The sequence below is a fragment of the Natrialba sp. SSL1 genome (genome assembly GCF_001861355.1).
Taxonomy (GTDB): domain Archaea; phylum Halobacteriota; class Halobacteria; order Halobacteriales; family Natrialbaceae; genus Natrialba.
In genome coordinates this window covers 48,293-72,268 of record NZ_MASN01000048.1, presented here as the reverse complement: position 1 = coordinate 72,268, position 23,976 = coordinate 48,293, and the positions used below count along the sequence as shown (strand labels likewise).

The window sequence follows — 23,976 nt, the reverse complement described above, 5'->3', positions numbered from 1 at the left end:
ATTCAGTGAGCATTTCCTATCACCCGTTATGAGTTTCAATAGCGCCAGAAAACTCAAAGAGATCGTAGGCAGCTACCAGAACAGCGACTGTAGTGTTGAATAACTTGATGACGTCCGCTTCCTCTGGCTCCTCTAAATAAGGGTCAGTCTCACAGTGGATGATAGAGTCTCGTTGTTGGACAACATCATCAAAATCGTCCCATAGCTGGGCGTATGGACCAGACGTAAGTCGGGTATTAGACACTTCTTCTAAACCGTGTTTAGCAATTGTATACCGGTTCAGATGTCCTTTTTCTAAGTCGTTTGCTTCGTCAATTGCGCTGTCAAGGTCGTGTCCCTCCCACCGATAATAGATGATCATCTGTCTGATCAGGCAATTATCGACTGCTGAGCGTAGCAGGGGTATTGCAGCAAGCAGATTATCTTCCTGAATAGCGTGCTGTGCATCCACTAAGAGGTCAACCCATGTCGGGTTCGTCACTTCTCTGTGTGATACGGTAGCCCGGTACGAGACATCGATCCCGTCTCCGAAACTGAGTGGTCCCTGACTGTCTCGACCCTCACGGAGTGTTGAATTGATCGCCAGATTTGTAGGCCCAGTTCGAACAACGGTAATTAGAAGATTGTCTCCCAGCCGTGCTTGGTTCTGGGATTCAGCGATCTCGAAAGGTAGCCAGTTTTCTTCGTTTACTCCTCTGCGGCTTGCTCCGGTAATGAATAGCGAAGTGTATTCACAGCCCTTGTGTATTTTGTGCATCGGTACTGGGCGTGTCTCACCTACGTACACTCCGTTAAAATCGTCAATCTGTCTTCCTCCAGGAGTGAGCGGGATGTTAAAATAATCACCTTCGACACTTCCTGTCCGATGTAGTGTCTGGAGTACTCCTGTATCCAAAGTAAAACCGCTCTGGCAGTAGGGACAGATCACAAATTGATCTGGTTCCATTGAACTTGGCTGCAGATCCGGGAAGTCGAGAATGTCAATCATGGAATCGCAGTGACGGCATGTGAGATTCACGCCTCCACCTGAGATCCCACTGGTTCTGGTATTCATAGCTGCTTGTTGTTCTCTCACAAATATAAACCACTCTTGCACAGCGATGCGAATGTTATCTAAATCAGTCAGGAACTTCCGTGGTCGATACGCAAGCCTACTTACCGGCTGTTTCACCGCAGATGGTATGTGACCGAGAGGATTTCCACAGAGTCGAAAAGGCTCTGAATCGTGCGGTTAGAGGTCGGTCGGGGGCAGAAGCTCACAGAGAACAGCTGCGTGGTCAAGAAGTGCATCGAAGAGCCTCTCAGTCGGTCGATACAGCGCGTGGTATTCATCAACAAAATATGGCGTTTTATCATCATCTGTCTGTGAGAGAAATCCGCTTTCGAGAAGCGGAGCAAGGGTAGTATCCAGCGCAGTTCCGGAACGGCCAGATTCGACTTCGAGTGTGTGTCGAGAGAATTCAGAAAGGAACCGTGTACAGCAACTCAGGACGTGAGCACGTCGATCAGTGAATAGTTCGTTGAGCGCAGTACGATGGGTTCGCGTCCAATACTCGTCGAGTTTGACGTATGTGCGAACGATAGGGGATAGGTCGTTCAAGGAACCATTCGCATGGACGATTCCAAGGTCGTTGAGCGCATGTTGGTCTTTGGTGTCCAGAGAATCGCCTAGGGGGTGGAGAACAATTTGAAGCGCATCGTGGTACCGGGAAGTGAGGAATTCACCGGCAACAACCTGGGCGTTCACGATATTTCGAGTTGGATGCATTGACTCGTGGTGATCGGGGTTTCGGTGGTCGACGTGGGTTCGTGGGTAGCTCATAGAGCACCCCTTCCAACGTGGCGTTGGTCATTAACATTCTGAGCAGACAGGCTCGAGACTGCAATTGTGTAGGTTTAACCAACGCGCCGCGATCAATACAGTCGGATGTTGGTTAACACGGAGAACGCTCGATTCAGGAACTATTCTCGGAAACGGGATTCAAACAGAGACTACTCGGTGCTGTACCGGGATTGGAGGGGGATCAGTCGAGTTCCCTGAAACGCGGAAGCGACACGCCGCGGCTTATCGGGAAGGCAGACCTCTAATCGAGTATGGAAGAACACCCAACGTCGAACCGATTAGCGGTGGACCAGCCAACCCGGGGCGCAGACCGCAATCGGCCCCTTGCTGACCAGGCCGATCCGGCTACGGACGAAATGCTGTTGCCGTCACTCGAGGACGGCATCACGCTGCTCGACGTGGAAGGTGGCCGCGGCGTCCCGATCCTGCAGTCGCTCGTGCTCGACCATCTCCTCCTACACGACGGGCCCGCCTTCTGGGTCGATGCGAACGGCCACGCGACGACGACGACACTGTCCCAGATCGCGCCCAGCCAGCGCTTGCTCAACCGAATCCACGTCGCACGCGGATTCACCGCCTACCAGCACTACGGCGCCGTCTGTGATCTCCCGTCGGCAGTGAACAAATCGATCCAGAGATCCACCACTGACCCCGGGGCGGCCGGTCGAGGGGAACCAAGTCGTGACGAGGACACGTCGCCCCACACGCCCGCCCTTATCGTCGCGCCGGCCGTCGACGCCCAGTACCGCGCCGACGATACCCTCGGCGAATCCCACGCGAAAACCCTTCAGGCTCGAACTCTCGCCCGGTTGGCGACCTACGCCGATGGGTACGACATCCCGGTGCTCGTTACGCGAAACGAATTCACCGAACCAGTTGCGACGGTCGCCGACCACCACCTAGAGTGCAAGCAAACGCGGATGGGGCCACGAGTCGTCGGCGAGGATTTCGAGACGCTCGTCTATCCCGTCGACGACGGCGCGTACTACCAGACGACGTTCGCGTACTGGCGGCAGCTGCTCACGGCACGCGCCACGCAGGTCGGCGTGGACCCAACGACGCAAGCGCCGTCAACGCCGACCCCGGAGGGTGTCGGGGCGGGCATCAGAGCTGACGGTGAGAGGGTGGCGGCCACCGCGGACCCCTTGCTTGATGCGTGGACTGTAACCGGGAGAGGAGGTCGATAGCGATGGGGCGCACGAACCCAACCTACCGGGATGCACTGCGGGCCATCGAAGAGCGCTGGGCAGAGTTTCGGCGGGCACTGCGGCGTCGCGACCAGCCCCGGTTTGACCGCCTGTTCGAGTACGCCCGCGAGCACGCCGACGCGGGCGGGCTGTTGAACCACCAGAATCCGTTGCTGCCGGCGCTGCTCAGTATCGATCTCGAACAGGAGGGTCGGCTTGACGACCACGAGGAACGCCTCGAGGAGCTCGAAAACGCACTCAATGAGGGGAACAACCGACAGCAACTCTCCGAGACGGATACCACAGAGGACGGGTTGCACTGATGGTTATTATGACGGGGTACTAGCTCCTTCGTATGGCAACGGATCGCTTCCAGAGAATCAACGACTTGGAATCAGGAGATCGAATTCGGATCCACCTTACCGGGGGCAGTCCGGTTGAAGCTGGCGGTGTTGCGTTTCCGAATCCGTGGGAGACCTCCGTCGGAAGTGTACACGAAGAGAGAAAGGATCCCCGGAAGGGAGATGAGGTCCGACATATCGAATTTCATCGGACAGTGCGTCTCGATCCACCTGACGAAATCGTGCCGCCTGATCGCATCGTGTTCAAAACAGCACATCGGATGGACCAGGAGAACACGCTCCAGCTGACATTCAAACAGCTGATCGAAGATAGTCCTGGTCACTATACACTCCATGCTTTGGGATTCGAGGATCTCGAGGTTCTCGGGTGAATCCGTATCGAATATAGCGCCTCGGTTCCGTAATCAGTAGACTTAACCAACACGTCGTAGGCTGCGTTGGTATTGTTGGTTAAGATGGCGCGCTCTTATGTAGAGCTGTGGAATGCCCCGATAACGAGACAATCAATGGCTGACTCGACAGATTCGCCAGCCAGAGTGAGTGAGCGAACGATACCGAAGGTGTGAGCGGCCAGTTCCAAGCCCTGCTTGGACAGGCCGCGGAACTTCCGTAGCCACGGTTGAACGAGCGAAAAGAGGCACTCAGCCTGGTTAATGTGGACGCCGTCGGGCGATACGTATCTCTCTTTGTGTACGACTGTTCGGTGGTCACGCTCCATCTCTCTGTAGGCTTGGAGTCCGTCGGTCCAGACCTCTCCCAGCCGCTGGGAGAGGTCTTCAGCCTCCTGAATCACTGGTTTCAGATCACCGCCGAAGTCAATACCGAGCTGGCCGCGGATCACGCGAAGCGAGTCGCGGCACGCCGCGACGAGCGTCAACTGAGCACCATGGCGGCCCCGCCAGCGTGAGCGGCCAGATTGAGACGAGCCGCCGCGAGAACGACTGTTCCGCGGCGGCTCTTGGCCTTTGTAGCCCGAACAGACTGTGCCAGATTCGTCGACTTGTGACGGTCCATCGATGGTCTGGTCAAGGAGATTCCAGACGACGGGGAAGCCGCGATGGATCGCGGCTTCCACCTCTCGAATCGCCGTATGAACGGTTTTGTAGGCCCGACTGAGCAAGGACGCGATCTGGTTAATACTGAGCAATGTATCGGCGTAGAGCGTGAACGCGAGAAGCACCTCGCCACTGGAGAGGTGCTTCTCGTGAAACGGCGTTCCGTAGGTGTAGACCGGCTTGAAATTGCAGTTACGGCACCACACGCGGTCGAGATGTGGCCACGTTTGAACGGTGGTGTGCCCGCACCGTGGACAGGACGTATTCTCCCAGAATTCCTTGAGTCGCCGCTCGATGCGGGCATCGAGCGGCTCCGTGTCAATCTCGACGACGCCCAGCTCGATCAGCTCTCGAAACATTGCTCCGAACGCCGGCTGAGCAGAAGACATACTCCAAGATTATGGCTGGCTTAGTGTAACTATAGGGTCTTTCCGTAGGTCTACACAAGAGCGAGATGGCGGGGAAGAGGAACCAACTCCCCGGAAGTGTTTGCGGAAGATGGTTGAAAAGGGCCAAATTTGCCTTCCAAGCCCTTCGCAGCCGTGTCACACAAATTCCTTGAATTCCGGAAGCGACACACTGTCAATTATCGGGTGAGCGTACGTTGGCGTGCCTATACTAGAGGGTGACAAATAGAAAATGCCGTTCACATTTGATTTCCTCAATGACGGCCGGGTCCTCGAATGGGAGACGACAGCTGACAGCGCCGTCGCGACCGAGCGCGATGACTACACTCCGCGCTTCTACGTGGCCCCTCGCGACCCAGATGCCGACCGCGACCTCACGACGCTCCAGTCGGTATACGACCAGCACCCGGATGTCGTCGCGACCGAAATGGTTACGCGACGCCCCGGCTTTCGACAGGACGAGGAAACAGTCCTCGCCGTCGACGTCGCCCACATCGATCGCGTTACTCCACTCGCCCGTCAGGCGCGCCAGCTGTCGGACTATCCAGTTGGGGATCTCGCCTGTTTCAACGTCGACTTCTCGCGAGAGTTCCGGTACTGTCTGGAGACCGGCGTCAATCCGACGCCGGCGGGCGAGCTGTCGACGCTCAGGCTCAGCGTCCCGGTGACCGATACGAGCAGCGACATCTATGGGGAGCTGACCGTCGCCGGCGACACCGTCATTGGCTCGCCAACGGATATCCTGACCGCCGTCCAAGGGGCGCTCGACGCACACGATCCAGACATTCTGGTCTGCTCGACCAGCGAGATTGTCCCGACGCTGTACGAGATGGCGACGGGCACCAGCGTCGACGACTTCTCGCTGAGTCGGTGGCCGAACATCGACTACCAGCAGCTCGCGAGCCGGTCGACATACTCGAGCTACGGCCGCGTCGGCCACTCGCCGGCGCGGTACAACGTGCCCGGCCGGGCGATCATCGACGAGTCGAACACGTTCTTCTACGGGGAGACGAATCTCGACGGCGTCCTCGACCTTGTGTCGCGCTCGAAAAAGCCCGTCCAAGAGCTTGCGTGGGCGTCGATCGGGAACGTGCTCACCGCCATCCAGATCTGTGAGGCCCACGACCGCGGCGTCCTCGTGCCGTGGAACTCCTGGCGCCACGAGTTCTACAAGTCGATGGAGACACTCCACGACGCCGACCGCGGCGGCTTCATCTTCGCGCCCGAGGTCGGTCTTCACGAGAACGTCCACGAACTCGACTTCTCGAGCCTGTATCCGAATATCATCTGTACCCGGAACGTTTCGCCGGACGTCATCCGGTGTGACTGCCACAGTGACCGTGAGGATGTCCCTGGCCTCGGGTACTCGATCTGTGACGACCCGGGCTACCTCGTCGACGTGCTACAGCCGATCATCGATGCTCGCGACGAGATCAAGGCGGCCATCCGACGCGAGAAGGAACGAGACGACCCCGACGAGGACCGACTGGCGCAACTCGAGGGACGGTCGGGAGCGCTGAAATGGATCCTCGTCGCCTGCTTCGGCTATCAGGGGTTCAGCAACGCGAAGTTCGGCCGGATCGAGTGCCACGAGGCGATCAATGCGTTCGCTCGCGAGATTCTGCTGACGGCGAAACAGCGACTGGAAGCCGGCGGCTGGCGCGTCGTCCATGGCATCGTTGACTCCATCTGGGTGACCCCGGACCCCGACGTCGACGACGATGACCGCGAGAACCTCGAGACGCTCGCGGCGGAGATCACCGAGCGCGTCGAGATTCGGCTCGAACACGAAGCCCACTACGACTGGGTGGCGTTCGTCCCGCAGCGCGAGAGCGACGCCGGTGCGTTGACGAAATACTTCGGGAAGGTTGCCGGCGGCGACGACTTCAAGATCAGAGGTATCGAAGCCCGACAGCGTTCGATCCCGCCGTTCATCGAGGACGTCCAGCGGGACTGTCTCGACCGGCTCGATGCCACGCGGTCACCGGACGCGGTGCTCGACTGTCTTCAGGACGCGATCAAGCGCCTCCACGCTGGAACGGTGTCGGTCGAGCAACTCGTCGAACGGAATCGTGTCTCCAAGCCACTGGAGGGATACACGCAGAACACCCAGAACGTGGCGGCGCTGAAGCGGGCTCGAGAGCAGGACCTCGCTGTCCACCCAGGACAGGTCATCGAGTACGTAGTCGTCGACGACGAGAAGAGCTCTCGAGAACGGGTTGCGTTGGCTCATGAGGAGATCGAGTCGTACGATGCGTCGTACTACGAGACGCAACTCGTCAGAGCTGTTGAGAGTGTGCTTTCACCGCTCGGGTGGGACCGATCCGACATTCGCCGAGAGCTCTCCGGTGAGAGGGATGCCGTTTTGAGGTCGTTCGGGGCAATCGATGAATTGTCGTAGTGGACCCCACCCCTGGTTTCCGTCGTTTCGATCCAACCCCACGTTTCCGACGTAATTTTCGACCCCCCTCATTTCCGTCGTTTCCTCACGCCCCACCCCGGATTTCCGTCGTCCCCAGCCACTCAGTAGTAGGGGCCCTACTCGCGAGTCCAGTCCTGCATCCGGCTGTCCTCGAGGATCGTTTCGCGGACGACGTGGGAATCCTCGATAAGTCGGTTCTGGAGGTGGATGCCGCCCGCACTCCCCTTGTTGATCTTCTCGATTTCGACAACCCCGAGGAAGGCTTGCTCTTTCAGGATGTCACGGAACCGACGGACGGAGAGGATGTCCATGTCGAGATGGTTGCAGATGCGTTCGTACTGGTCGTACACCCGACTCGTGAGGAACGCATCGTCGGTACTATTGATACTCAGTTCCGTGAGCGCCAGCAACGCCGCCTTCGCCTGCGTGGGTGCGCCGTTCACGAGTTCTCTGAACCGGTCCTTTTCGGCGTGTTGTTGTGCCTGGCGGACGTGTTCCTCTGTCACTCGCTCTGCTCCAGCCTCGTAGGCAACTTCCCCAGCGTGGCGAAGAATATCGATCGCCTTCCGAGCATCGCCGTGTTCTTGCGCAGCGAAGGCAGCCGAGAGCGGAATCACGTCCTCGGAAAGGACGCCGTCCTGGAAAGCGTCCTCGCGGTTGAACATAATCTCACGGAGCTGGTTGGCGTCGTATGGCTTGAAGAACAACTCCTTGTGCTGGAAGCTGCTTTTCACGCGCTCGTTCACGTTGTCGACGTACTGGATCTTGTTGCTGATCGCGATGACACCGACGCTACAGTCGATTTTGCCTGCCTCCTCAGCACGCGAGAGTTTCATTAGCATGCTGTCGTCGTTCATCAAGTCGATCTCGTCGAGGATGATGATCACAGAATCGAATTGAGCATCGAGCGTCTTCCAGAGGAGTTTGTAATATTTCGACGTACTGAGGCCGGTATAGGGGACGGTGATTCCAGTCGAAGATTCATCGTTCAGCTTCGCAGCAAGTGAAGAGATTGCTTGGGTCTCGGTATTGTCTTCAGCACAGTCGATATACGCTGTTCCAATCTCGACGCCGTCCTGAGCGGCATTTTGAGCTCGTTGGCAGACGTGTTTTGAAACAAGAGATTTACCGGTCCCAGTTTTCCCGTAGATCATCACGTTCTCCGGGGAGTATCCGTGGACAGCACCGTTGAGACGTTTCGCGAGCTTCGAGATTTCCTCGTCGCGACCGACGATTCGGTCAGCCTCGGGAACGTGGCCGATTTTCAGGAGATCCTTGTTCGCGAAGATACGATGCCCGGATTCAAAGAGTGGATCGTCGACAGAACTGGGTGAAGAGTTGGGCGTCATTGAATATCACACGGTGTGTGCGGGGAGAGTATAAATCTAGTGGAGAATGCCACCCCACGTTTCCGACGTTTCTTGTCCGATATCAGCCGGAAAATGCCGTAATTCGGCGGAATTAGATCATTGACAATATAGCCGCGTTTCCGACGTGAGAGAGGAAACCCATAGACGGAAGCGTTTCCTCGATTTCGAATCCCGAACCCACACACCCCACGTTTCCGTCGTAATCACTGAACAGGCGGGGAGGGGACTCGAAGAGGACGTCCACGACGAGGTACCAAAGACGAGAGCGGCCTAGCCGTCCAAAGCTGGCCGTCTACAGAAGCAGCTGGAAAGGATTGTTTCATCTGAGGGGCGAAGTACTTCGTCCCCTCTTTTGTTGAAGTACACTTAATGAGCATTTCTCATCTATACCACTTTAATCTATGTGTCCCAGAAATTAGTTCATGTCTAGGTTGGTTCTAGGTCAATATGATTAGTGGCTGCATAGCACTATCGTAGTCTCTCCCTACGCCGTCGTGGAGAAACGACGGAAACGCGGGGGGTGTGGCCCCTTCGAAATCAGCGTCACCCCCACCACCCACATCCAGTTACGACGGAAACGTGGGGTGGGTGTCCTCCCTCATCGACCTCCCTCATCGAGTTTTACTCGTCCGGGTTGACCGGGCCCTTATACTGAGAACGAATCTTCTCTCCCTCCCGCCACTGCCAGTAGGAGTAGCGATTATCATTGATCTCCTTGATCGTGACCGTCGCCTTTGCGGGGACGTCGTCCGGTAGGTCGTCTGGCAACTCCTCCACTTCTTCTTGATCTGCCGACTCCTCGAGACGGGCCTCACGTTCTTTGTGCTCGGCGAGCGCTTCAGCGTACGTCGCAACGTCTCGGAGCTGCTCCGGGTCCGACTCGTTGAGCGTATTGACAATTTCTGTCGTAAAGGTCGCTGGTGGAGTCGGGGGTTCGTAGGACATCGGCTACTCTTGTGTTAACCAACACGGCCCACGAATCCATAGGTTTGTTGGTTAAGACGACAGAGACGGTTCTCGCGATTGCTGGCTGTAACACTACTTGAAACTTCTTTATATACCAGTTTCGTACTATGTTACACCGTGCTCCGGCGCATTGAACTCGAGGTCCTCGCTACGGTCGACCGCGGCGACACGATCTCCGAGCTCGCGACGAAGCTCGACCACAGCGAGAGTTACCTCTCCCGTGCCGTCGGCGACCTCATCGAGAAGGGGCTCGTCTACACGGAACGCGACGGCCGTCGAAAACGAGTCGTCCCGTCGGATGCTCGCGCCGTCGAGCTCTACCAGGACCTCGTCCGCCAACACTCCCACATCGAGTTCCCCGAGCTGCTGACCGGGAAGGCACTCGAGGTGCTGTACTATCTCGACCAGCCGCGAACCGTCTCCGAGATCGCCGACCAGAGCGACAACTACCGCAACACGGTCAACCGCGTCCTCAAGCGGTTTCGCGACCGTGGGCTCGTCGGAACGGCCGACAGCCGCTATGACTTCAACGCCGATTTCGACCGCCTCCACGAGTTCGCTCGGGAACTTGCACACCATCTGCATCGCCACCGCCTCGAAGCCGTGGTCCCGAAGGGTACGATTCTCTGGGAGGACTACGACGAATTCCTTGCCCAGGCCGAGACGGATATCGACGCAAAGGAGTTCCATGAAACCGGCCTTGCTCGATTCGTGGCCTTTGACCTCCAGTTCCTGCTTACCGGCCACCGCTACTACGTCTACTCCGAGGACCTCGACGCAGTCTCGACGGCGGAGCTCTGCTGTCATACCCTCTTGATCGACGACGGTAGTCGACACCGCTCGTACTGTCTGCTCCTGCTCAGCCATGTCGACGTCGACGAGGAAAATCTCCGAGAGCAGGCAGCGAAGTATGACCTCGAAGACGAAATCGACGCCTTGCTCCGCTACCTCGAGACGCACGGCGAGGTCGACGACGACCGGCTCCCGGAGTGGGACGAGTTCCAGAAGCTGGCGGCTGACTACGTGGTGCAACTCCCACAATAAGACCAACATTCGGACGCGAGTAAATCGAGAACAAATTCCAGCGAATCGGGACGGGGGTCTCTGAACCGCTCACGGTCTGCCTGCACCGATGGCATGCAAGAGCGCAGCGAGCCGTTCCTCAACCTGGAGCGACTGACGGTCCGGCCGGTCAGAACCGAGGATATCTTCCTGTTCAAGGCGATTGTGGGCCGTGACGACGACATCGAGGACATGAATATGCTCGTACAGGCCGGCCTCGATTACGACGTCGTCCGGGATGAGCTCGAAGCCCAGATCGAACGCCTGGGGGACGATCAGTTCGCACGTTCGCGAACGAAGCCTTGATCGAACTCGAGGAGCAGTACGGGGTGACCACGCCGATCGAGGCCCGCGTCCAGGAGCTCACGAATCGGTACTACCGGGGCTCGAAGTCCTCCAGGCACTCGACGAGCCGATGACCGTCAACGACTGGCTGCCGAACTGGAGCTGGATACCGACGAGGTTCACGACCGGCTCGCGTATCTCTCAACGTTCGACCGGGTCCACCGAGATGGTGACACAGTCCGGTCCTATTGAGTAGATTACTACCAACACCGTCGCCTAGAACGGCAACTGATGGCGGCTATCGTCACGCTGGCGAGCTTGGCGAGCGAAAAAGCGTCGAGACAGTCATCGAGGGACACGTTCGCGATGCCCAGGAGTGGGCTGAAATCGATCGATTCGAGGTGCTGTTACGCGGCTCGACGACCCAGGTCAAATTCACCTGCATGTTGAAAGCTTCGGAAACGGTGGAGGGAGTGAGTAGCTGCTCCTATCCAACAAGACATTCATACCATAAACACATTTAGGAACCTATGAAAAGAAGTCAAATACAGGATCGTTGAAGACTCACATAAGATGGACGACCTCACTGGATTTCAGCGCGACCTGTTGTACGTCATCGCAGGTGCTGATCAGCCGTCGGGACAGGACGTCAAGGACGAGATCGAGACATACTACAGTGCCGAAATCAATCACGGTCGGCTGTACCCAAATCTCGACACCCTGGTCAACAAGGAACTGGTCGAGAAGGGTCAACTCGACCGTCGTACCAACTACTACGACATCACCGAATCAGGAGAGGACGCGATCGAGAACCGACGACAATGGGAACACCAGTACGTAGACGCCTGAAGGGCCATAGTTTCGATCGTCGTACCTTCACTGGTTCCTACGATTCCATCGAAAAGAAGGCTTACAACACCAGAATCGACTCGTCCAAATATGTCTGCTAAGGCTGACGAGACCCTGCCACATCTCGTAACTATCGTAGGTAGTGGCGTTCCATCGAACTACGAAATTACTGTCGACGGCGATATCGAACTAGTCGGTGACGATCCCCTCGAGGAAGTGACAGTCGTCACGGATCACTCTGCAGAAGGGGCAATTGATACTGGTGTACTTCGGTTTCGCTTCTCCGGAGAGATGGCAAATATCCATGTCGTCGGTTGGAACGGTGTTGCCGCATCGAAACCACAGAGTATACCGACAGTCCATCTCGAGTACGGTCTTTCCGACCAAAACAATGGTAGTTAGCCTGTGAGAAGAACTACTTTCTCGGAGACGGACCAGTCAACTGCCACGGGTGCGGTGGTCCGTGGCAGTTGACTAAGAACCGTCACCGCTGTTAACGCTGCCAAGCCATCAACTAAGCATTGTGGGGACTGTCTTCCAAAAGATCGAAGGCTTCCACTCGCCCTCGTGCCTGCGTATTTTCTGGTGGCCCATATGCATGATACGCTTCTTGTTCTCCGATATCCAGAGTAAGAGTGTACAGTGTATATTTCCGTTCGCTTGGCCCACGATATGGAATTACGACCTTTTCTGCCTCCGGATCAACAACCCGATCCAGTGCTTTCCCCTCAATCTCGTCTCTACTCGTTGCTTCGAGCCGAAATTTGTCGCCTACTTTCACTTCCAAAGCTTCCCAGAATGGATCTCTGTCCATGCTCTGAACTGATGACATATCGATTAGTACTTTTTGACCATAATCTGAGAGAAATCTCTTGGTTCACAATCTGCAAATACCTGTGAACGCATTGATTGAACTATCTACTGTCTTTGAGTAGTTCTAGCGTTTTCGAATCACGATTATTCTCGTAATACTGCTCGAGGGCCGTTCTGAACGGTGTCGGATCGTCGGCGACCGTCTCGAAGAGTGTCATAGAGGACCTGAATTTCAGGTCGTCTGGGGATCCAAATATCTCGTTTACAGAGCGTCCCTCTACAGCATTCACGATTGTTGTGCATTCACATAGACGTGACCCAAGTATCGGGTATGCCAGATATGCTTCGGCTTCATCCTGTGACGATATCGCGTAGCGTTGTGCCATCTGACTGCTGCCGAGTCCCTCTATCTGTGGGAAAATGTACCACATCCAGTGGGTACGCTTGCGCCCTGATCGAAGTTCTTCCTTGACCTCTTCGATGACTGGATCCTGGGCTTCGACAAACCGTTGTAGGTTGTATGGATCGTCGGCGTTTGTCATTCGCTCGTATCTCGTTTTCAGAAGGAAGGTTCGTAAAGTTGTCTGCCAAATCACTCGGGCTGGAAAATCTGGAGAGCTTCGTTTCCACGATCAGCGAGATACACTCGCTTCGTCCGTCCATCCTTCTCTACAGTGATAAATGACTCCGACTGGAGTGGGTCGATAATATGTGTCTCGAGAAGCCTGTACAGTCCTTCTTGGGACGTCGTTTCTGAATTGACGATGAAATCGAACTCCCGTGACTTGCTGAACGCTATCAGTTCCTTCTTCGTAGCCCCATCTTCTTCAGCAAGGTATGAGAGAATTTGTAACTGGTTTGTAGAGGGCTTTTCGAGGCTAAAAACCGGTATATCCGTAATTTCACCCACGTCACTCACAAGCGGCTCTGCCGGTGGCTCGAGTTTCCCGTCGTCATTGCGGAATTCGGGCCGGACGTAGAATGGTGTAGCATCTAGATTTTGGCATGCAACCACAGCTGCAATAGCAGTGATTTTGCTTCCGGTCGACGCATTCACGTAAACGTCGTGATTGTCGTGGTCACGGATTGTCCTTGTGAGTGCCCGTAGTGCGCTTTCGAGATCGAAAAAGTCACACTCCGTTGTCTCGAGTTCGATTCGGTCGTTGTCCGCTAACTCGGAGACAAGATTGCGTTGGTACTCTGTCTCGTGATCAGTACTGTTGTCCTGACGGAGCAGGACTACTTTATCGGCGTTGAATCGGTAGATTGGTTCTTTCACACGCTCTCGCTCGTACCCGAGCGGTACAATTTGTACCCGGTCGGCAACGTTCATCAGTCCCACCTCTCGTTGAATACTATTCAATCTAACGCAGTAATGTTATTGAATCTACTTCAGTAGTATATGCCGGAAAACCGCGTTGATTCTTTTCTTCCCCCCTGTGATCTACGCCTCGGTCAAAAACTAACAATTCTAAGTTAACAATTACATTTATTATCTTCTACATCCAATAGGTATTCGTCACCTGTTAGTCCGGGCGACGAGGTGTTTCAATGACGGGCCCTACTTCCATCGACGAGACAGTACAACGAATCCTCGACAAATACGCCGACAATGCCCCGCAGTATCGCGAATACGCCGCCAAGTTCCAGAACTTCGACCGTTGGACCGGGTCAGATCCAAAAGTGATCATCGCCGACGCAGCCGGATCTGTGACCGGACTCAACTATGAAAACATCGTCAAACCAAACGTCGAATCGTTCCGTGACCAATTCATCAACTCGGGTAAGGTACAATCACTGGCTGATCTTGCCGAGTTGGAACATGATCCAAAGTTTACCGAGAGTTTCACGATCGGCCATCCGAATGCCGTCTATGACGTCGCTGCTGCATTACTCGAGAACGCAGCGCCAGACGCAGACGATCTAGACCTGCTTCAGACGTGGGCAGCAAACGCTGACCCGAACCAGTACCGATCTGACCCGGTCGGAGATGTCTACGGAATTGGCCCCGCTACGTTCCAGTATTTGCGGATGATCGCTGGAGCCGACACCGTCAAGCCGGACATCCAGGTAGAGAAATTCATCACTGAACTCGAGACCGAATATTCCGAGTTCAACGTGAACTCATCTTCGGACGCCGCCCTAATTGACTCATGCCGCTGGCTAGCAACTCATTCGACGTACTCGATGATCGAAATCGATCAGATCGCCTGGTGGACGTTTTCTGAAACCGAATCACTCTCGAACACGCACTGATCCGATCCATCGACTTTGTTGTATTGCTCGTTTGACCAGCAGCCCTCTCCATACTGATTCAACCATGACCCGAAATTCTCACTGTGCGTACCAGTATCGATCACTAAGCGAGACAGCGCCGGTAGCGGTTGGCCCATTCCCTGTTACAGAACCCGATCACTGTCCGCATCAGCCCGTATCCAGCGACGACGACCGCTGCCTGTTCCACACGACAGAAGGCGAGTATCCACCGAGTACAGTCACTGATACGTTTCTCGAAGCAGTGTCCGAACCGGATCAGGAAGCGACATTTGCAGGTGGTCGTCTCGAGTCCGTCGATCTCTCGGGACGAGTCCTCGAGACTCCTACCGGCGAACCGATCGATCTTCGGGGGGCGACTATCGACGGTGATCTCGATCTCTCGAATGCGACGATCAAAGTACCACTTCTCCTCGGGAATGTTGCTATTACGGGCGCGCTTGACGCTCGTGGCGCACGGTTCGAACGTGTGGTTAACCTGGCGGGGGCGAAGATCGGTCGACAGACACTGCTCTCTCACGCACAATTCGATGGTGGGCTGGTCGCTAACGGACTCGACGCCGGATTCGTCGACGCGAGGGACCTCTTGGTAGACGGACCGGCGGTGTTCGACGCGGCGACGTTCAGTGCCAACGTTAGATTCGCCAGATCGGAGTTCGACGGTGCACTCTCGTGTGAGCGGGTCGAGTGGGGCCTGCTCGCCGATTTTGCGATGATTGCTGTCACGGACGAGGCGTCGTTCGCCGACAGTACTTTCGCTGGCGAGTTTCGACTCACTGGGGCGTCGTTCGACCGGGACCTCACGCTATCTGGGATCGAAGTCGACGGTGACGTCTCCTGCAGTCATGCAGTCGCTACCGGTTCACTGAACGCATCCCAGGTAACGTTCGGGAACGACGTGGATTTCGAGGATTTCCGCCATTACAGTGAAGATGCTTCATTCGATCAGGGTACTTTCGAAGGCTACACCTCGTTTTCGTTTGCCAACTTCGGGGACTCACTCTCGTTTACAGACAGTACATTCGAGGACGAGGTCTGGTTCACGTACGGTACCTTCGAGGGAGCTGTCGACTTCGAGGAAGCCCGATTCGAGGATCTGACTCATCTTCGGGATGCCACGTTCGGGAGCGATGTCGTCGTTCGAAACGCCTGCTCTACGTCCCAGCTGTTTTTCCACGGATCGACGATTGACGGTGACATTGACGCCAGGGGGGCCACGATCGATCACTTCCAGTTCGGTGCCGAACTCGCCGGCGACGCGGATTTCCGAAGCGTTCAATTCGACGCACAAGCGGTATTCAGACACACGGAGTTCGGTGGAACAGCCCGCTTTGATTCCGCGTCGTTCGCCGGTGATCCGGACTTCACAGGGTGCCAATTCCTGTCGGACGTCTCGTTCGATGAAACGGAGTTCCTCGTTCGCCCGACATTCGACGATGCCCGATTCGCAGTGGAACCCGATCTCGACGCCGCGGATTTCTCTCGTTCAGTGGAGGGAGCGGAGGGCCCCCTGATCGTGGCCCGACCCGAAGAACTCGACAACGTTGGGACGACGGTCCCCCTTGATGCTCTTTCAGGAGATATCGTCGTTCCTGCACAGGCAGCTCGGCTCATCGAACCGAACGTTGCTCGCACGAAAGCGCTCGTAACCGCTCTCAAAAACCTCGATCACGAAACCTGGTACGGACTGTTCCACCACAGTCTCAAACTGGCTCGAACAGCCGCAGTCGAAGTCGATACTGATGAGATTCCGGCTGTATATGTCGTTGGACTCGCGATCGACGGCGATGCCGAGAAACCGGAGGGTCTCCTCGAGGAAACGTCACTGATCGCAGCGTACACTATCGTCGAGAAAGACTCACAGATCGAATGTAGCCACCTAGAGTCCGAATTCGACCACCTCGATCATCTTGTGGCCGTTCCCGCCAGTGCTGATGTACTCGACTCGGACGTTTCTGTGGCGACACACACTGAATTTCGGAACGCCATCCTGCGACGCCTGATGGTACAGATTGCACGGTATGATCAACAGGAAGAAGAGAATCCGTTGCAATCGGACTGCCTTCCGGCTATTATCGGAATCTCACACCTCGACACGTAGTGATGAGTAGACCACAACACCAGTTGCAGTCATCTCAGAATACCCATGACTTCCAACTCACACACCAAGTCGAGCGATACGGATCGAACCGGCCCAGTCCCAACGGCGGTCGTTTGCTTCGACAGAGACCACACAGTCAGCGTCAATCCACATCCAGACAGAGAGGCTGTTCCACTTTCGTGGGTCAAATACCTGGCACACGAGGTTCCGGAGGTCGACGTCTGGGCGACGGGGAACCAGACGTTACGGGAAGAAGCATCGATACCCGGTATTAGCGAGGCAATTTCTTGCTGGCGATATCTCACCCTTCCCGAAGATCCGATGCAATTCCACTCGCAGGTTCCTGTTGCAGCTCGATTACCCGGTCGTCGGGAGGGGCTTCGACTCATCCAAGCAATCTACGATCAGTTGGCGACATCATCCGAGACGTACCGACTCATCGTCGTCGACGATGTCGATCTCTCTGACCTCGAGCCAGACGGGTGGACACACTATCTTCCCTGGGATTTCGTGGACGCAGTTGAGGCTGGCACCGCAAGTATTGATCTGCCAGTCCCACTTGAGCAGCCAACGAACGTTCTGTTGACTGGTCCTGAGTGTCCCGAAACGTATCCCTCAGTCGACTTTGATCGGCCTGGTCCGCTTCAGCACCAGTGAGGGTTCTCGTATTAGGTTACTGACTAACTGTGAGCAACTTTTGTGTTTCAGCTGCAAGAGCAGTTACGTCGATACCTCGATTACTATGACAGGTGATTCGAACTCCTGGACGTCCTCCCCGGAGTTCATCTTCTTCTGCTCGTATATCTTCTGTCGACACGTTCAGGGAGTTGGCAAGTTCCTCAGTATCGACTTTCCCTGCTGGAACATCGTAGATTTCGACGTTGAATAGCGTCTTCTGAGTGCGGGCGATAACTCGATTCTTTCTGTCTTGCTTGAACGAGACGTACTGTTTCTGGCCCCAATGAGGGCCATTCAGGATTTCGATCTCCGCGAAGGCAGCGACGACCTCCTCGAGCAGTTCGGCAGCTGCTTCGCTTGAGACCTCATTGAGGTGCCAGGTACGCCCGTCGCTCTTCCACGGTTCTTCCGATGTATCCGGGCTGACTTCGGATACTGTTTGATTCGGTATGGGTACCGTCTGCTCAGCATCGAGGTACAGTTGCCCCTCGTCGTCGAAGAGCTGTACCTCCACGACGGTGATGTCTATGTTCCGATCGCTGAGCCACCGGGCCACGAGATCGAGCCGTTCCGCCAGAGACTCACCCACCAGCAGGATCCGCTGATCCTGATTTAACTCGTAGTCGTCGTTGCAGAACTCGTCAAGCGCCTCTGCAAAAGTCGTCTCCTCGTTGTATATCGACTGCCCCCAGCTGGTCGATTTGAAGCTCTCGAACTGACTGCGAAGTTGCTCGTAGTTCCAGTGGGAGGTGTATGCGGCGTATTTGAGCGCCTGGAAATCGACGTTCCCCGTGATGCGACCCTGTTTCAGTTCGATAATGACGACGTTGCCATCCCGATCGATAGCCAGTAGATCGATCGCGTCACGGATGTCCTTGACAGTGACTTCTCGTCCGATGATGAGGACGTTCTCGCCGAGGATCTGCTGTGAAGCGTCGAGTATCCACTCGCGGAGATCGTCCTCGAGGTAATCCTGTTCAGCGATAGAAGTACGAACTAGGGACGTCGTTTCGTCCTCCGAGTCAATACGCATCATATCTGGAAATCAGCTTGTTGTTCAATAATCACATCGGTTTTGATGATTGTCTCTAATCGCTATCTCTTCGGATGACATCACGGAGCTCGTCGAGTGAATGTAACTCAATCGGTTCTCGAGTTTCGTCGGTCGTGTAGAATAGACTCACCGTGACGTTTTTCGCTTTGAACCACTCGGAGAGGACGTGGTAGTAGACGCTAAGTTACTTCTGATATTCCGACTGTGCTCGTCGGGTACTGTCGGTCTTGTAGTCGATGATCTTGACCTGTGTCTCCGTTTCGTGAACGAGGTCAGCGATACCAGAGATCGTGACACGCTGGTCGTCGACCTCGAGCGGAAGCGTGACTTGCTCCTCGACGTGCAATTCGCCCAGAAGGTCGTCGATGAGCGTTTTGAACTGAGCGAAAGATGATTTATTAGCAGTGGAAGATGATTCGTACCTCATCGAAGTACGCGATAATCTCTACGTCGAATCCGTCACAGTAAAGGAGAGCGGCTTTACAGCCGTTGTCCAAATTCTTAAGTTACAGAATCAATCATATATCTGATATTGGAGCACACTATCAATATCGACATCTACACATCGAAGTCGATCATCACTATCTATCGCGTTAACTTCCTCTAATAGATCAATTGCCTGTTCGGTTCGAGATTCAATATTCGAACCAATTCGACTATAGCCCAACTGACGTGCCGTTTCGAGAACGAGATCCTCCCTAGATATTTCCAAGCCATTATTGAGAATAACGTATGCAGCTTTTGCGATCTCTTCTATCGGAACCTCTTCGATATCCCGTCGATCTCCGCCATTCGCTACGCGAACAGTAATTGGTTCAACTGGATTCTCTGGCCAGAGGAATCCATCATGAGCGTACAATTGCTGGCCGTGTAACCCTCGAGTAGTGCTTTCTAGCGATCGATGAATCCGTTTCCCTAGTCTGCTGATCCCCCAGCCGTCAAGAAGAATTCGGTAGGCCTGTTCCTTCTCAATTGGTCCATACTCGTTTACAACCTCCGAAAGTTTCGACTGTACTCGATACGAAGACAGATCGTTGAAACTGTCTACTGCCCTTGGGTTGGCTGTTGGTTCATGATACGGAACGAAGTCAGGATGCCCGCCGTCGTGCGTCGGATTTTCAGTTGTTTTGGCATCGACTGACTCCACTTCAACATCCACCGACGAGGTTGGCTGGTCCCCCGCTGTTAGTGAGTCGAATTTCTCTCGAATTTTTTGAAGCTCTCCATCCTTGTTCGAGGCCCAATCTGGTGACCAGATGCGATGGATCGTCCATCCAAGGTCTTCAAGAACCATCTGCCGAGTTCGGTCACGATCACGAGCTGTACGCGAGGAGTGATAAGCGGCACCATCGCACTCAACACCGAGGATGAACTCTCCAGGTCGCTCAGGATGTTTGATCGCGAGGTCAATGCTGTACCCTGAACTCTGGACCTGGGTGACTACGTCATACCCCTCCTCTTCTAATGCAGTGTAGACGGCTTCCTCGAAGGAAGAGTCAAATTCAAGCGTTTCAGTGGCCTCGTCGTCCCGAACCAACACACGCTCGCCTTTCTTCGCATACTTGAGGTATTTTTTGAAATCGATGACACCCCTTGCATCTGTCCGACTAGTATCGATCTCGTTCGGCTGAATCGACGAAACAACGATAACTCGCTCTTTCGCTCGTGTGACAGCGACGTTCAGTCGACGTTCCCCGCCATTATTGTTGAGGGGGCCGAAGTTCATCGTCAGCTTCCCAGCATCGTCTGGACCGTAGCCAACGCTGAACAACATCACATCGCGTTCGTCCCCTTGAACGGCCTCGAGATTCTTTACAAAGAATCCCTCGACAGCGTCATCCTCGTCGATAAACCGATCAAGCGTGGGGCTCTGTTCTCGCCGCTTCTCGATCGTATCCCGAATTGCTTGCTCTTGAGCAGCACTGAACGCAACTACGCCCAGGCTTTTGTCTGAATACTCGGATGCATGTTCGACGATGCGATCGACGACCTGCTCGGCTTCAGGGACGTTCTGACGGGATCCGCCTCGATCGTAGAGTCCATCCTCGCAATAATCGAATTCGATGCCTGTCGGTGTCTCCGGTTCGTTCTCAGGGAATGTGCGAAGCCGACCTGCGTAGTACTTTTGATTGGAGAATTCGATAAGCTCGTCCGTGCGACTACGATAGTGCCATCGAAGATGCTTCTCAGGTAAGACAGCTGCAGCTTCATCAAGGATACTCTCGAGATCCTCGCGAACGTCGTCATCGCTCTCGACGGATGCATTGAAAAAATCAGTCGGTGGGAGCTGTTTCGTGTCACCGACGATGATCGCCTGATCTGCCCGAATTAGACTACTGACTGCATCATGTGGCATGATCTGCGATGCCTCGTCGAAAATAACGACATCAAAGTCGATAGATGTCGTCTTCAGATATTGAGCGACTGCCAGTGGACTCATCATAAAACACGGCTTGAGACGAGTGATCATGTCGCCTGCTTCATCGAAGAGTTGACGCAACGGCTTGCGATTCCGTTGCTTTTCGATCTCCCGACGAAGAAGCACTTGCTGGGAGCTACTGGCGTGCTCAAGCGACATCGTTGGTCGCCGACTCGTTACTCGGTGTTGAATCTCGACTTTCGCCAACTCCTGTTGTTTCTTGTCCAATCGACGGAACTCCTCTAGCCGTTTCTCCTGTTCAGTGGCGCTAAAGTCTCCGAGCGCTGTCTCGGTATAGACGGCATTGATCCAATCCGTGTAGAATTGCCGTTTGAACGCATCCACAAGTCGATCAGGCGGATAATCTGCTGTAACGTACTCGGTGACGAACCCTTTAGCAAACCCTTTTTTTGCTTCTTCGAACTTCTGTTTAAAGCGGATCCAGCTCTGGAGACGGCCTAACTCTTCCTCGTACGCACTGAGTTGAGACTCGGTCTCCTCAAGAGAAGCACCGTAAAGACTCGAGCCAGCAACTGTGGTTATGGAATCGGCATCCATCGAATTCCGGAAGTATGTAGATGCGTTTTCCCACTCTCTCAGAAGTTCTTTTCCGGTCTCTAAGAGATTCGAAACATCGAGCGAATCCTCAGTAAGAAGCCCACGAATACGATCAGTATCAATCACGTCTACAGATTCGACATCTTGGACCCACAATTGAACAGTCTCAATCTGCTCCCAATCAGTATCCGTTCCTTCGTATAGATATCCAAGTTGGTCAATCAACGACTCGTATTCTCGTCGTTCCTCCTTCGCTGTCTGGAGCTCCGCTAGGTCTTTCGCATCTGATTGAAGTTCGTCGATTCCAGGTGAATAGTCCGAATCAGCGTGCTCGAGAATCCGTTGTTTGAGACGTCTATACGACGGACTAATGTAACGGAGAAGTCCATACTCATTCAGCTCTCGAGAGAGCTCTTGCCCATCTTCTGAGAGATAACTGCGGTCATATGTTTCGAGGAGATCCTCCTCGAGTTCATGGATTCGAATACAGTGCTCTTTTAATCCCGTTAGCTGTCGTTCAGATCGATAAAAATCCGTTTCGAAGTATCGAGATTGCCATTCAATCGGAGGTCGCTCATGAAGTAATTCGAGCGTTGTAACGACATCTTCAAGTTGATTGATTGAGTCGATCTCATGCCCTAATATTTTTCCCAACCGTTCAGAAAACGTAGATAAGTCGCCTAATACCCGTTTTTGAGCTTCAATCGAGTCGCGCATCCGATCGGCGGTATCGACTTGCCAGTTCGAAATAGTCGTATGGCGCCATGGATGTGAGTCGTACTCCTCAATCTCCGTTTCAAATTCCTCAAGTTGGTTTAGCTGATCAACTACTCGATCATACTCTGTGCCTGTAACTCCAAGTGTGTCATCGAGTGACCACGACGTCCGAGGTGCGTCATCGACAGCCGAGAGAATTCCGTGGGCTTCGTAAGGAGTAACCGATCTCGAACCTATTTTCTCGTGGATGAGTTCTCCATACTCGTTGAGTTCTGTACGTCGTTTTCGGAGTTTCCCAAGCTCTTTCGAGCGTTCACGTGGTTCCTTAACTGGCGAGGCATTTAGTTCCGTCTCGAGACTGCTCAGAATATCGTCTTTGGTTGCCTTTTGCCCATGGGCGGACAAACAAAACCGTCCGAGTCCGACTTCGTCCATTCGGCTCTTTACAACGTCGAGTGCAGCCTGCTTCTCACTGACGAACAGGACACGTTCTCCAGCGGCGAGTTTCTCCGCAAGGATGTTTGCGATCGTTTGACTCTTTCCAGTCCCCGGTGGCCCTTGAAGTACAAAACTGACACTGGATTTTGCTGCTTCAATGGCTTCTTGCTGGCTTGAGTCTGCCTCGAGGACTTGGTATGTATTAACTGGATCAACCTGCTGATCGAGCGTCTCTGCAGTCGGTACATCACCAATATTGGTATTGAGAGAGGACTGGTCTCCATTGAGTGCCTGAATAATTGAATTTGATTTTATTGCTTCGCGATTCTCCTCTAAGTCATTGTAGAGACTCAGCTTCGCAAAATCAAAGATACCGAGGATAACATCGTCAGTGGTTTGCCAGCGATCTCTCCCATCAATAAGAGATTCGATCTCCGCAGCTGTCTCTGTAAGATTATCCAGACCAAATGCTTCGTCGCCAGGTAACGAAATCCCGAACTCGCTTGTTAGTTTCTTCCGTAAAGCCGGGTTGATGATCACCTCATCATCGGATGTAATGACGTAGTCGTGACGATTTGGATCGGAGACTGTTTCTCGATCGATTGAGACAGAAGCGAGAAAGAGCGGAGACCGCAGTTTCGTATCACTGTAGTCGACACTGAACCACTCGAACATTCCAAATACAAGATAGAGCGAGTCGACACCCTTTTCTTGCAGGTGCTTCCGTTGATTGAGCGCAATATTGTAGAGGGAATTCTCAGCTTCATCCGGTTCGCGTGTCGGAATTAGCTCTGTATCATCTGAAGAGTCAGGAACGAGTTCGATCTCGGTCTCTTCTGAGTCCGAAAGAATCCGTGGCCGATAGATATAGAGGGTGTCATCATCGGCTAATCGATCTACGACGGTTCTCCAATTCGTTGCTTGTGTGGGAAGCGATTTTGTTTTGGTCGCGCGAAAGTCGACCATGTTATTCCGTCGTGTTAAATCAATTAATTGTTCTTTCCAGCTGTCTATTTTCTTATCAAGTTGGTCCCCGCCCATATTTACATCCCAATTACTATCTGCAGAATACTTCTCATCCGCATTACCATTAGACTGGATAGTCACTAGGTCTTA

20 protein-coding genes and 2 pseudogenes are annotated in these 23,976 nt (G+C 54.2%); 11 read left to right on the top strand and 11 right to left on the bottom strand.

What is annotated here, in order from left to right:
* Positions 1-19: 19 nt before the first annotated feature.
* Both BBD46_RS22330 and BBD46_RS22765 read right to left on the bottom strand, forming a co-directional pair.
* Positions 20-988, bottom strand: a complete 969-nt coding sequence (locus tag BBD46_RS22330; protein WP_139173672.1) for a hypothetical protein — start codon at positions 986-988, stop codon at positions 20-22.
* 243 nt (positions 989-1,231) lie between these two features.
* A complete protein-coding gene (locus BBD46_RS22765) occupies positions 1,232-1,822 on the bottom strand; it encodes a hypothetical protein (RefSeq protein ID WP_171908236.1) in 591 nt (196 codons plus the stop codon).
* A 272-nt stretch (positions 1,823-2,094) separates the two neighbouring features.
* On the opposite strand from BBD46_RS22765, the gene BBD46_RS16810 reads away from it, so the two are divergent.
* Genes BBD46_RS16810 through BBD46_RS16800 form a run of 3 tightly spaced genes read left to right on the top strand, consistent with a single transcriptional unit; the run spans position 2,095 to position 3,763 of the window.
* A complete protein-coding gene (locus tag BBD46_RS16810) occupies positions 2,095-3,030 on the top strand; it encodes a hypothetical protein (protein WP_171908235.1) in 936 nt (311 codons plus the stop codon).
* Positions 3,031-3,032: 2 nt separating this feature from the next.
* A complete protein-coding gene (locus BBD46_RS16805; protein ID WP_071402839.1) occupies positions 3,033-3,353 on the top strand; it encodes a hypothetical protein in 321 nt (106 codons plus the stop codon).
* Positions 3,354-3,385: 32 nt separating this feature from the next.
* Positions 3,386-3,763 carry a hypothetical protein gene (locus tag BBD46_RS16800; protein WP_071402838.1) on the top strand — a complete coding sequence of 126 codons (378 nt, stop codon included), beginning with the start codon at positions 3,386-3,388 and terminating at the stop codon, positions 3,761-3,763.
* A 95-nt stretch (positions 3,764-3,858) separates the two neighbouring features.
* Here the strand turns inward: BBD46_RS16800 and BBD46_RS16795 are convergent, their stop codons facing one another.
* The gene (locus tag BBD46_RS16795; protein WP_071402837.1) at positions 3,859-4,836 is read right to left on the bottom strand and encodes an IS1595-like element ISNasp1 family transposase; all 978 of its coding nucleotides are present in this window, start codon (positions 4,834-4,836) and stop codon (positions 3,859-3,861) included.
* Positions 4,837-5,086: 250 nt separating this feature from the next.
* On the opposite strand from BBD46_RS16795, the gene BBD46_RS16790 reads away from it, so the two are divergent.
* Positions 5,087-7,255: a type B DNA-directed DNA polymerase gene (locus tag BBD46_RS16790; protein WP_071402836.1), complete on the top strand. Its 2,169-nt coding sequence runs from the start codon at positions 5,087-5,089 to the stop codon at positions 7,253-7,255.
* 137 nt (positions 7,256-7,392) lie between these two features.
* Here BBD46_RS16790 and orc4 read toward each other — a convergent pair whose 3' ends face one another.
* Together orc4 and BBD46_RS16780 are read right to left on the bottom strand one after the other, a co-directional pair.
* A complete protein-coding gene (gene orc4, locus BBD46_RS16785; protein WP_071402835.1) occupies positions 7,393-8,625 on the bottom strand; it encodes a DNA replication protein Orc4 in 1,233 nt (410 codons plus the stop codon).
* Positions 8,626-9,267: 642 nt separating this feature from the next.
* Entirely contained in the window at positions 9,268-9,591 is a 324-nt protein-coding gene (locus BBD46_RS16780) for a hypothetical protein (RefSeq protein WP_071402834.1), read from the bottom strand.
* Between the two features lie 138 nt (positions 9,592-9,729).
* Between BBD46_RS16780 and BBD46_RS16775 the strand changes: the two genes are divergently transcribed.
* The 4 genes and pseudogenes from BBD46_RS16775 to BBD46_RS16760 all read left to right on the top strand — a co-directional run bounded on the left by BBD46_RS16775 (position 9,730) and on the right by BBD46_RS16760 (position 12,210).
* Positions 9,730-10,656: a helix-turn-helix transcriptional regulator gene (locus tag BBD46_RS16775; protein WP_071402833.1), complete on the top strand. Its 927-nt coding sequence runs from the start codon at positions 9,730-9,732 to the stop codon at positions 10,654-10,656.
* An 84-nt stretch (positions 10,657-10,740) separates the two neighbouring features.
* Positions 10,741-11,211: pseudogene (locus tag BBD46_RS23580) on the top strand (hypothetical protein); the annotation flags it as partial.
* Between the two features lie 321 nt (positions 11,212-11,532).
* Entirely contained in the window at positions 11,533-11,808 is a 276-nt protein-coding gene (locus BBD46_RS16765; RefSeq protein WP_071402832.1) for a PadR family transcriptional regulator, read from the top strand.
* A gap of 90 nt (positions 11,809-11,898) precedes the next feature.
* Complete coding sequence (locus BBD46_RS16760) at positions 11,899-12,210, top strand: hypothetical protein (protein ID WP_071402831.1); 312 nt, start codon at positions 11,899-11,901, stop codon at positions 12,208-12,210.
* Positions 12,211-12,322: 112 nt separating this feature from the next.
* Here BBD46_RS16760 and BBD46_RS22320 read toward each other — a convergent pair whose 3' ends face one another.
* The 3 genes from BBD46_RS22320 to BBD46_RS16745 form a co-directional block, all read right to left on the bottom strand.
* Entirely contained in the window at positions 12,323-12,622 is a 300-nt protein-coding gene (locus BBD46_RS22320) for a hypothetical protein (RefSeq protein ID WP_139173670.1), read from the bottom strand.
* A gap of 100 nt (positions 12,623-12,722) precedes the next feature.
* Positions 12,723-13,163: a DUF1810 domain-containing protein gene (locus BBD46_RS16750; RefSeq protein WP_071402829.1), complete on the bottom strand. Its 441-nt coding sequence runs from the start codon at positions 13,161-13,163 to the stop codon at positions 12,723-12,725.
* Positions 13,164-13,213: 50 nt separating this feature from the next.
* Positions 13,214-13,954 (bottom strand): DUF6293 family protein, encoded by a 741-nt coding sequence (locus BBD46_RS16745; protein WP_071402828.1) that lies wholly within the window; start codon positions 13,952-13,954, stop codon positions 13,214-13,216.
* 218 nt (positions 13,955-14,172) lie between these two features.
* On the opposite strand from BBD46_RS16745, the gene BBD46_RS16740 reads away from it, so the two are divergent.
* The 3 genes from BBD46_RS16740 (at position 14,173) to BBD46_RS16730 (ending at position 17,653) form a co-directional block, all read left to right on the top strand.
* Positions 14,173-14,877 carry a hypothetical protein gene (locus BBD46_RS16740; protein WP_071402827.1) on the top strand — a complete coding sequence of 235 codons (705 nt, stop codon included), beginning with the start codon at positions 14,173-14,175 and terminating at the stop codon, positions 14,875-14,877.
* 262 nt (positions 14,878-15,139) lie between these two features.
* Positions 15,140-16,996, top strand: a complete 1,857-nt coding sequence (locus tag BBD46_RS16735; RefSeq protein ID WP_139173668.1) for a pentapeptide repeat-containing protein — start codon at positions 15,140-15,142, stop codon at positions 16,994-16,996.
* Between the two features lie 45 nt (positions 16,997-17,041).
* On the top strand, positions 17,042-17,653 hold the full coding sequence (locus BBD46_RS16730; protein WP_071402825.1) for a hypothetical protein: 612 nt from the start codon (positions 17,042-17,044) through the stop codon (positions 17,651-17,653).
* Positions 17,654-17,669: 16 nt separating this feature from the next.
* Here the strand turns inward: BBD46_RS16730 and BBD46_RS16725 are convergent, their stop codons facing one another.
* The 3 genes and pseudogenes from BBD46_RS16725 to BBD46_RS16720 all read right to left on the bottom strand — a co-directional run bounded on the left by BBD46_RS16725 (position 17,670) and on the right by BBD46_RS16720 (position 23,967).
* A complete protein-coding gene (locus BBD46_RS16725) occupies positions 17,670-18,710 on the bottom strand; it encodes a hypothetical protein (protein ID WP_071402824.1) in 1,041 nt (346 codons plus the stop codon).
* Between the two features lie 52 nt (positions 18,711-18,762).
* A pseudogene (locus BBD46_RS23575) lies at positions 18,763-19,098 on the bottom strand (PD-(D/E)XK nuclease family protein); the annotation flags it as partial.
* Positions 19,099-19,242: 144 nt separating this feature from the next.
* A complete protein-coding gene (locus BBD46_RS16720; RefSeq protein WP_216094833.1) occupies positions 19,243-23,967 on the bottom strand; it encodes a DUF4011 domain-containing protein in 4,725 nt (1,574 codons plus the stop codon).
* Positions 23,968-23,976: the final 9 nt, after the last annotated feature.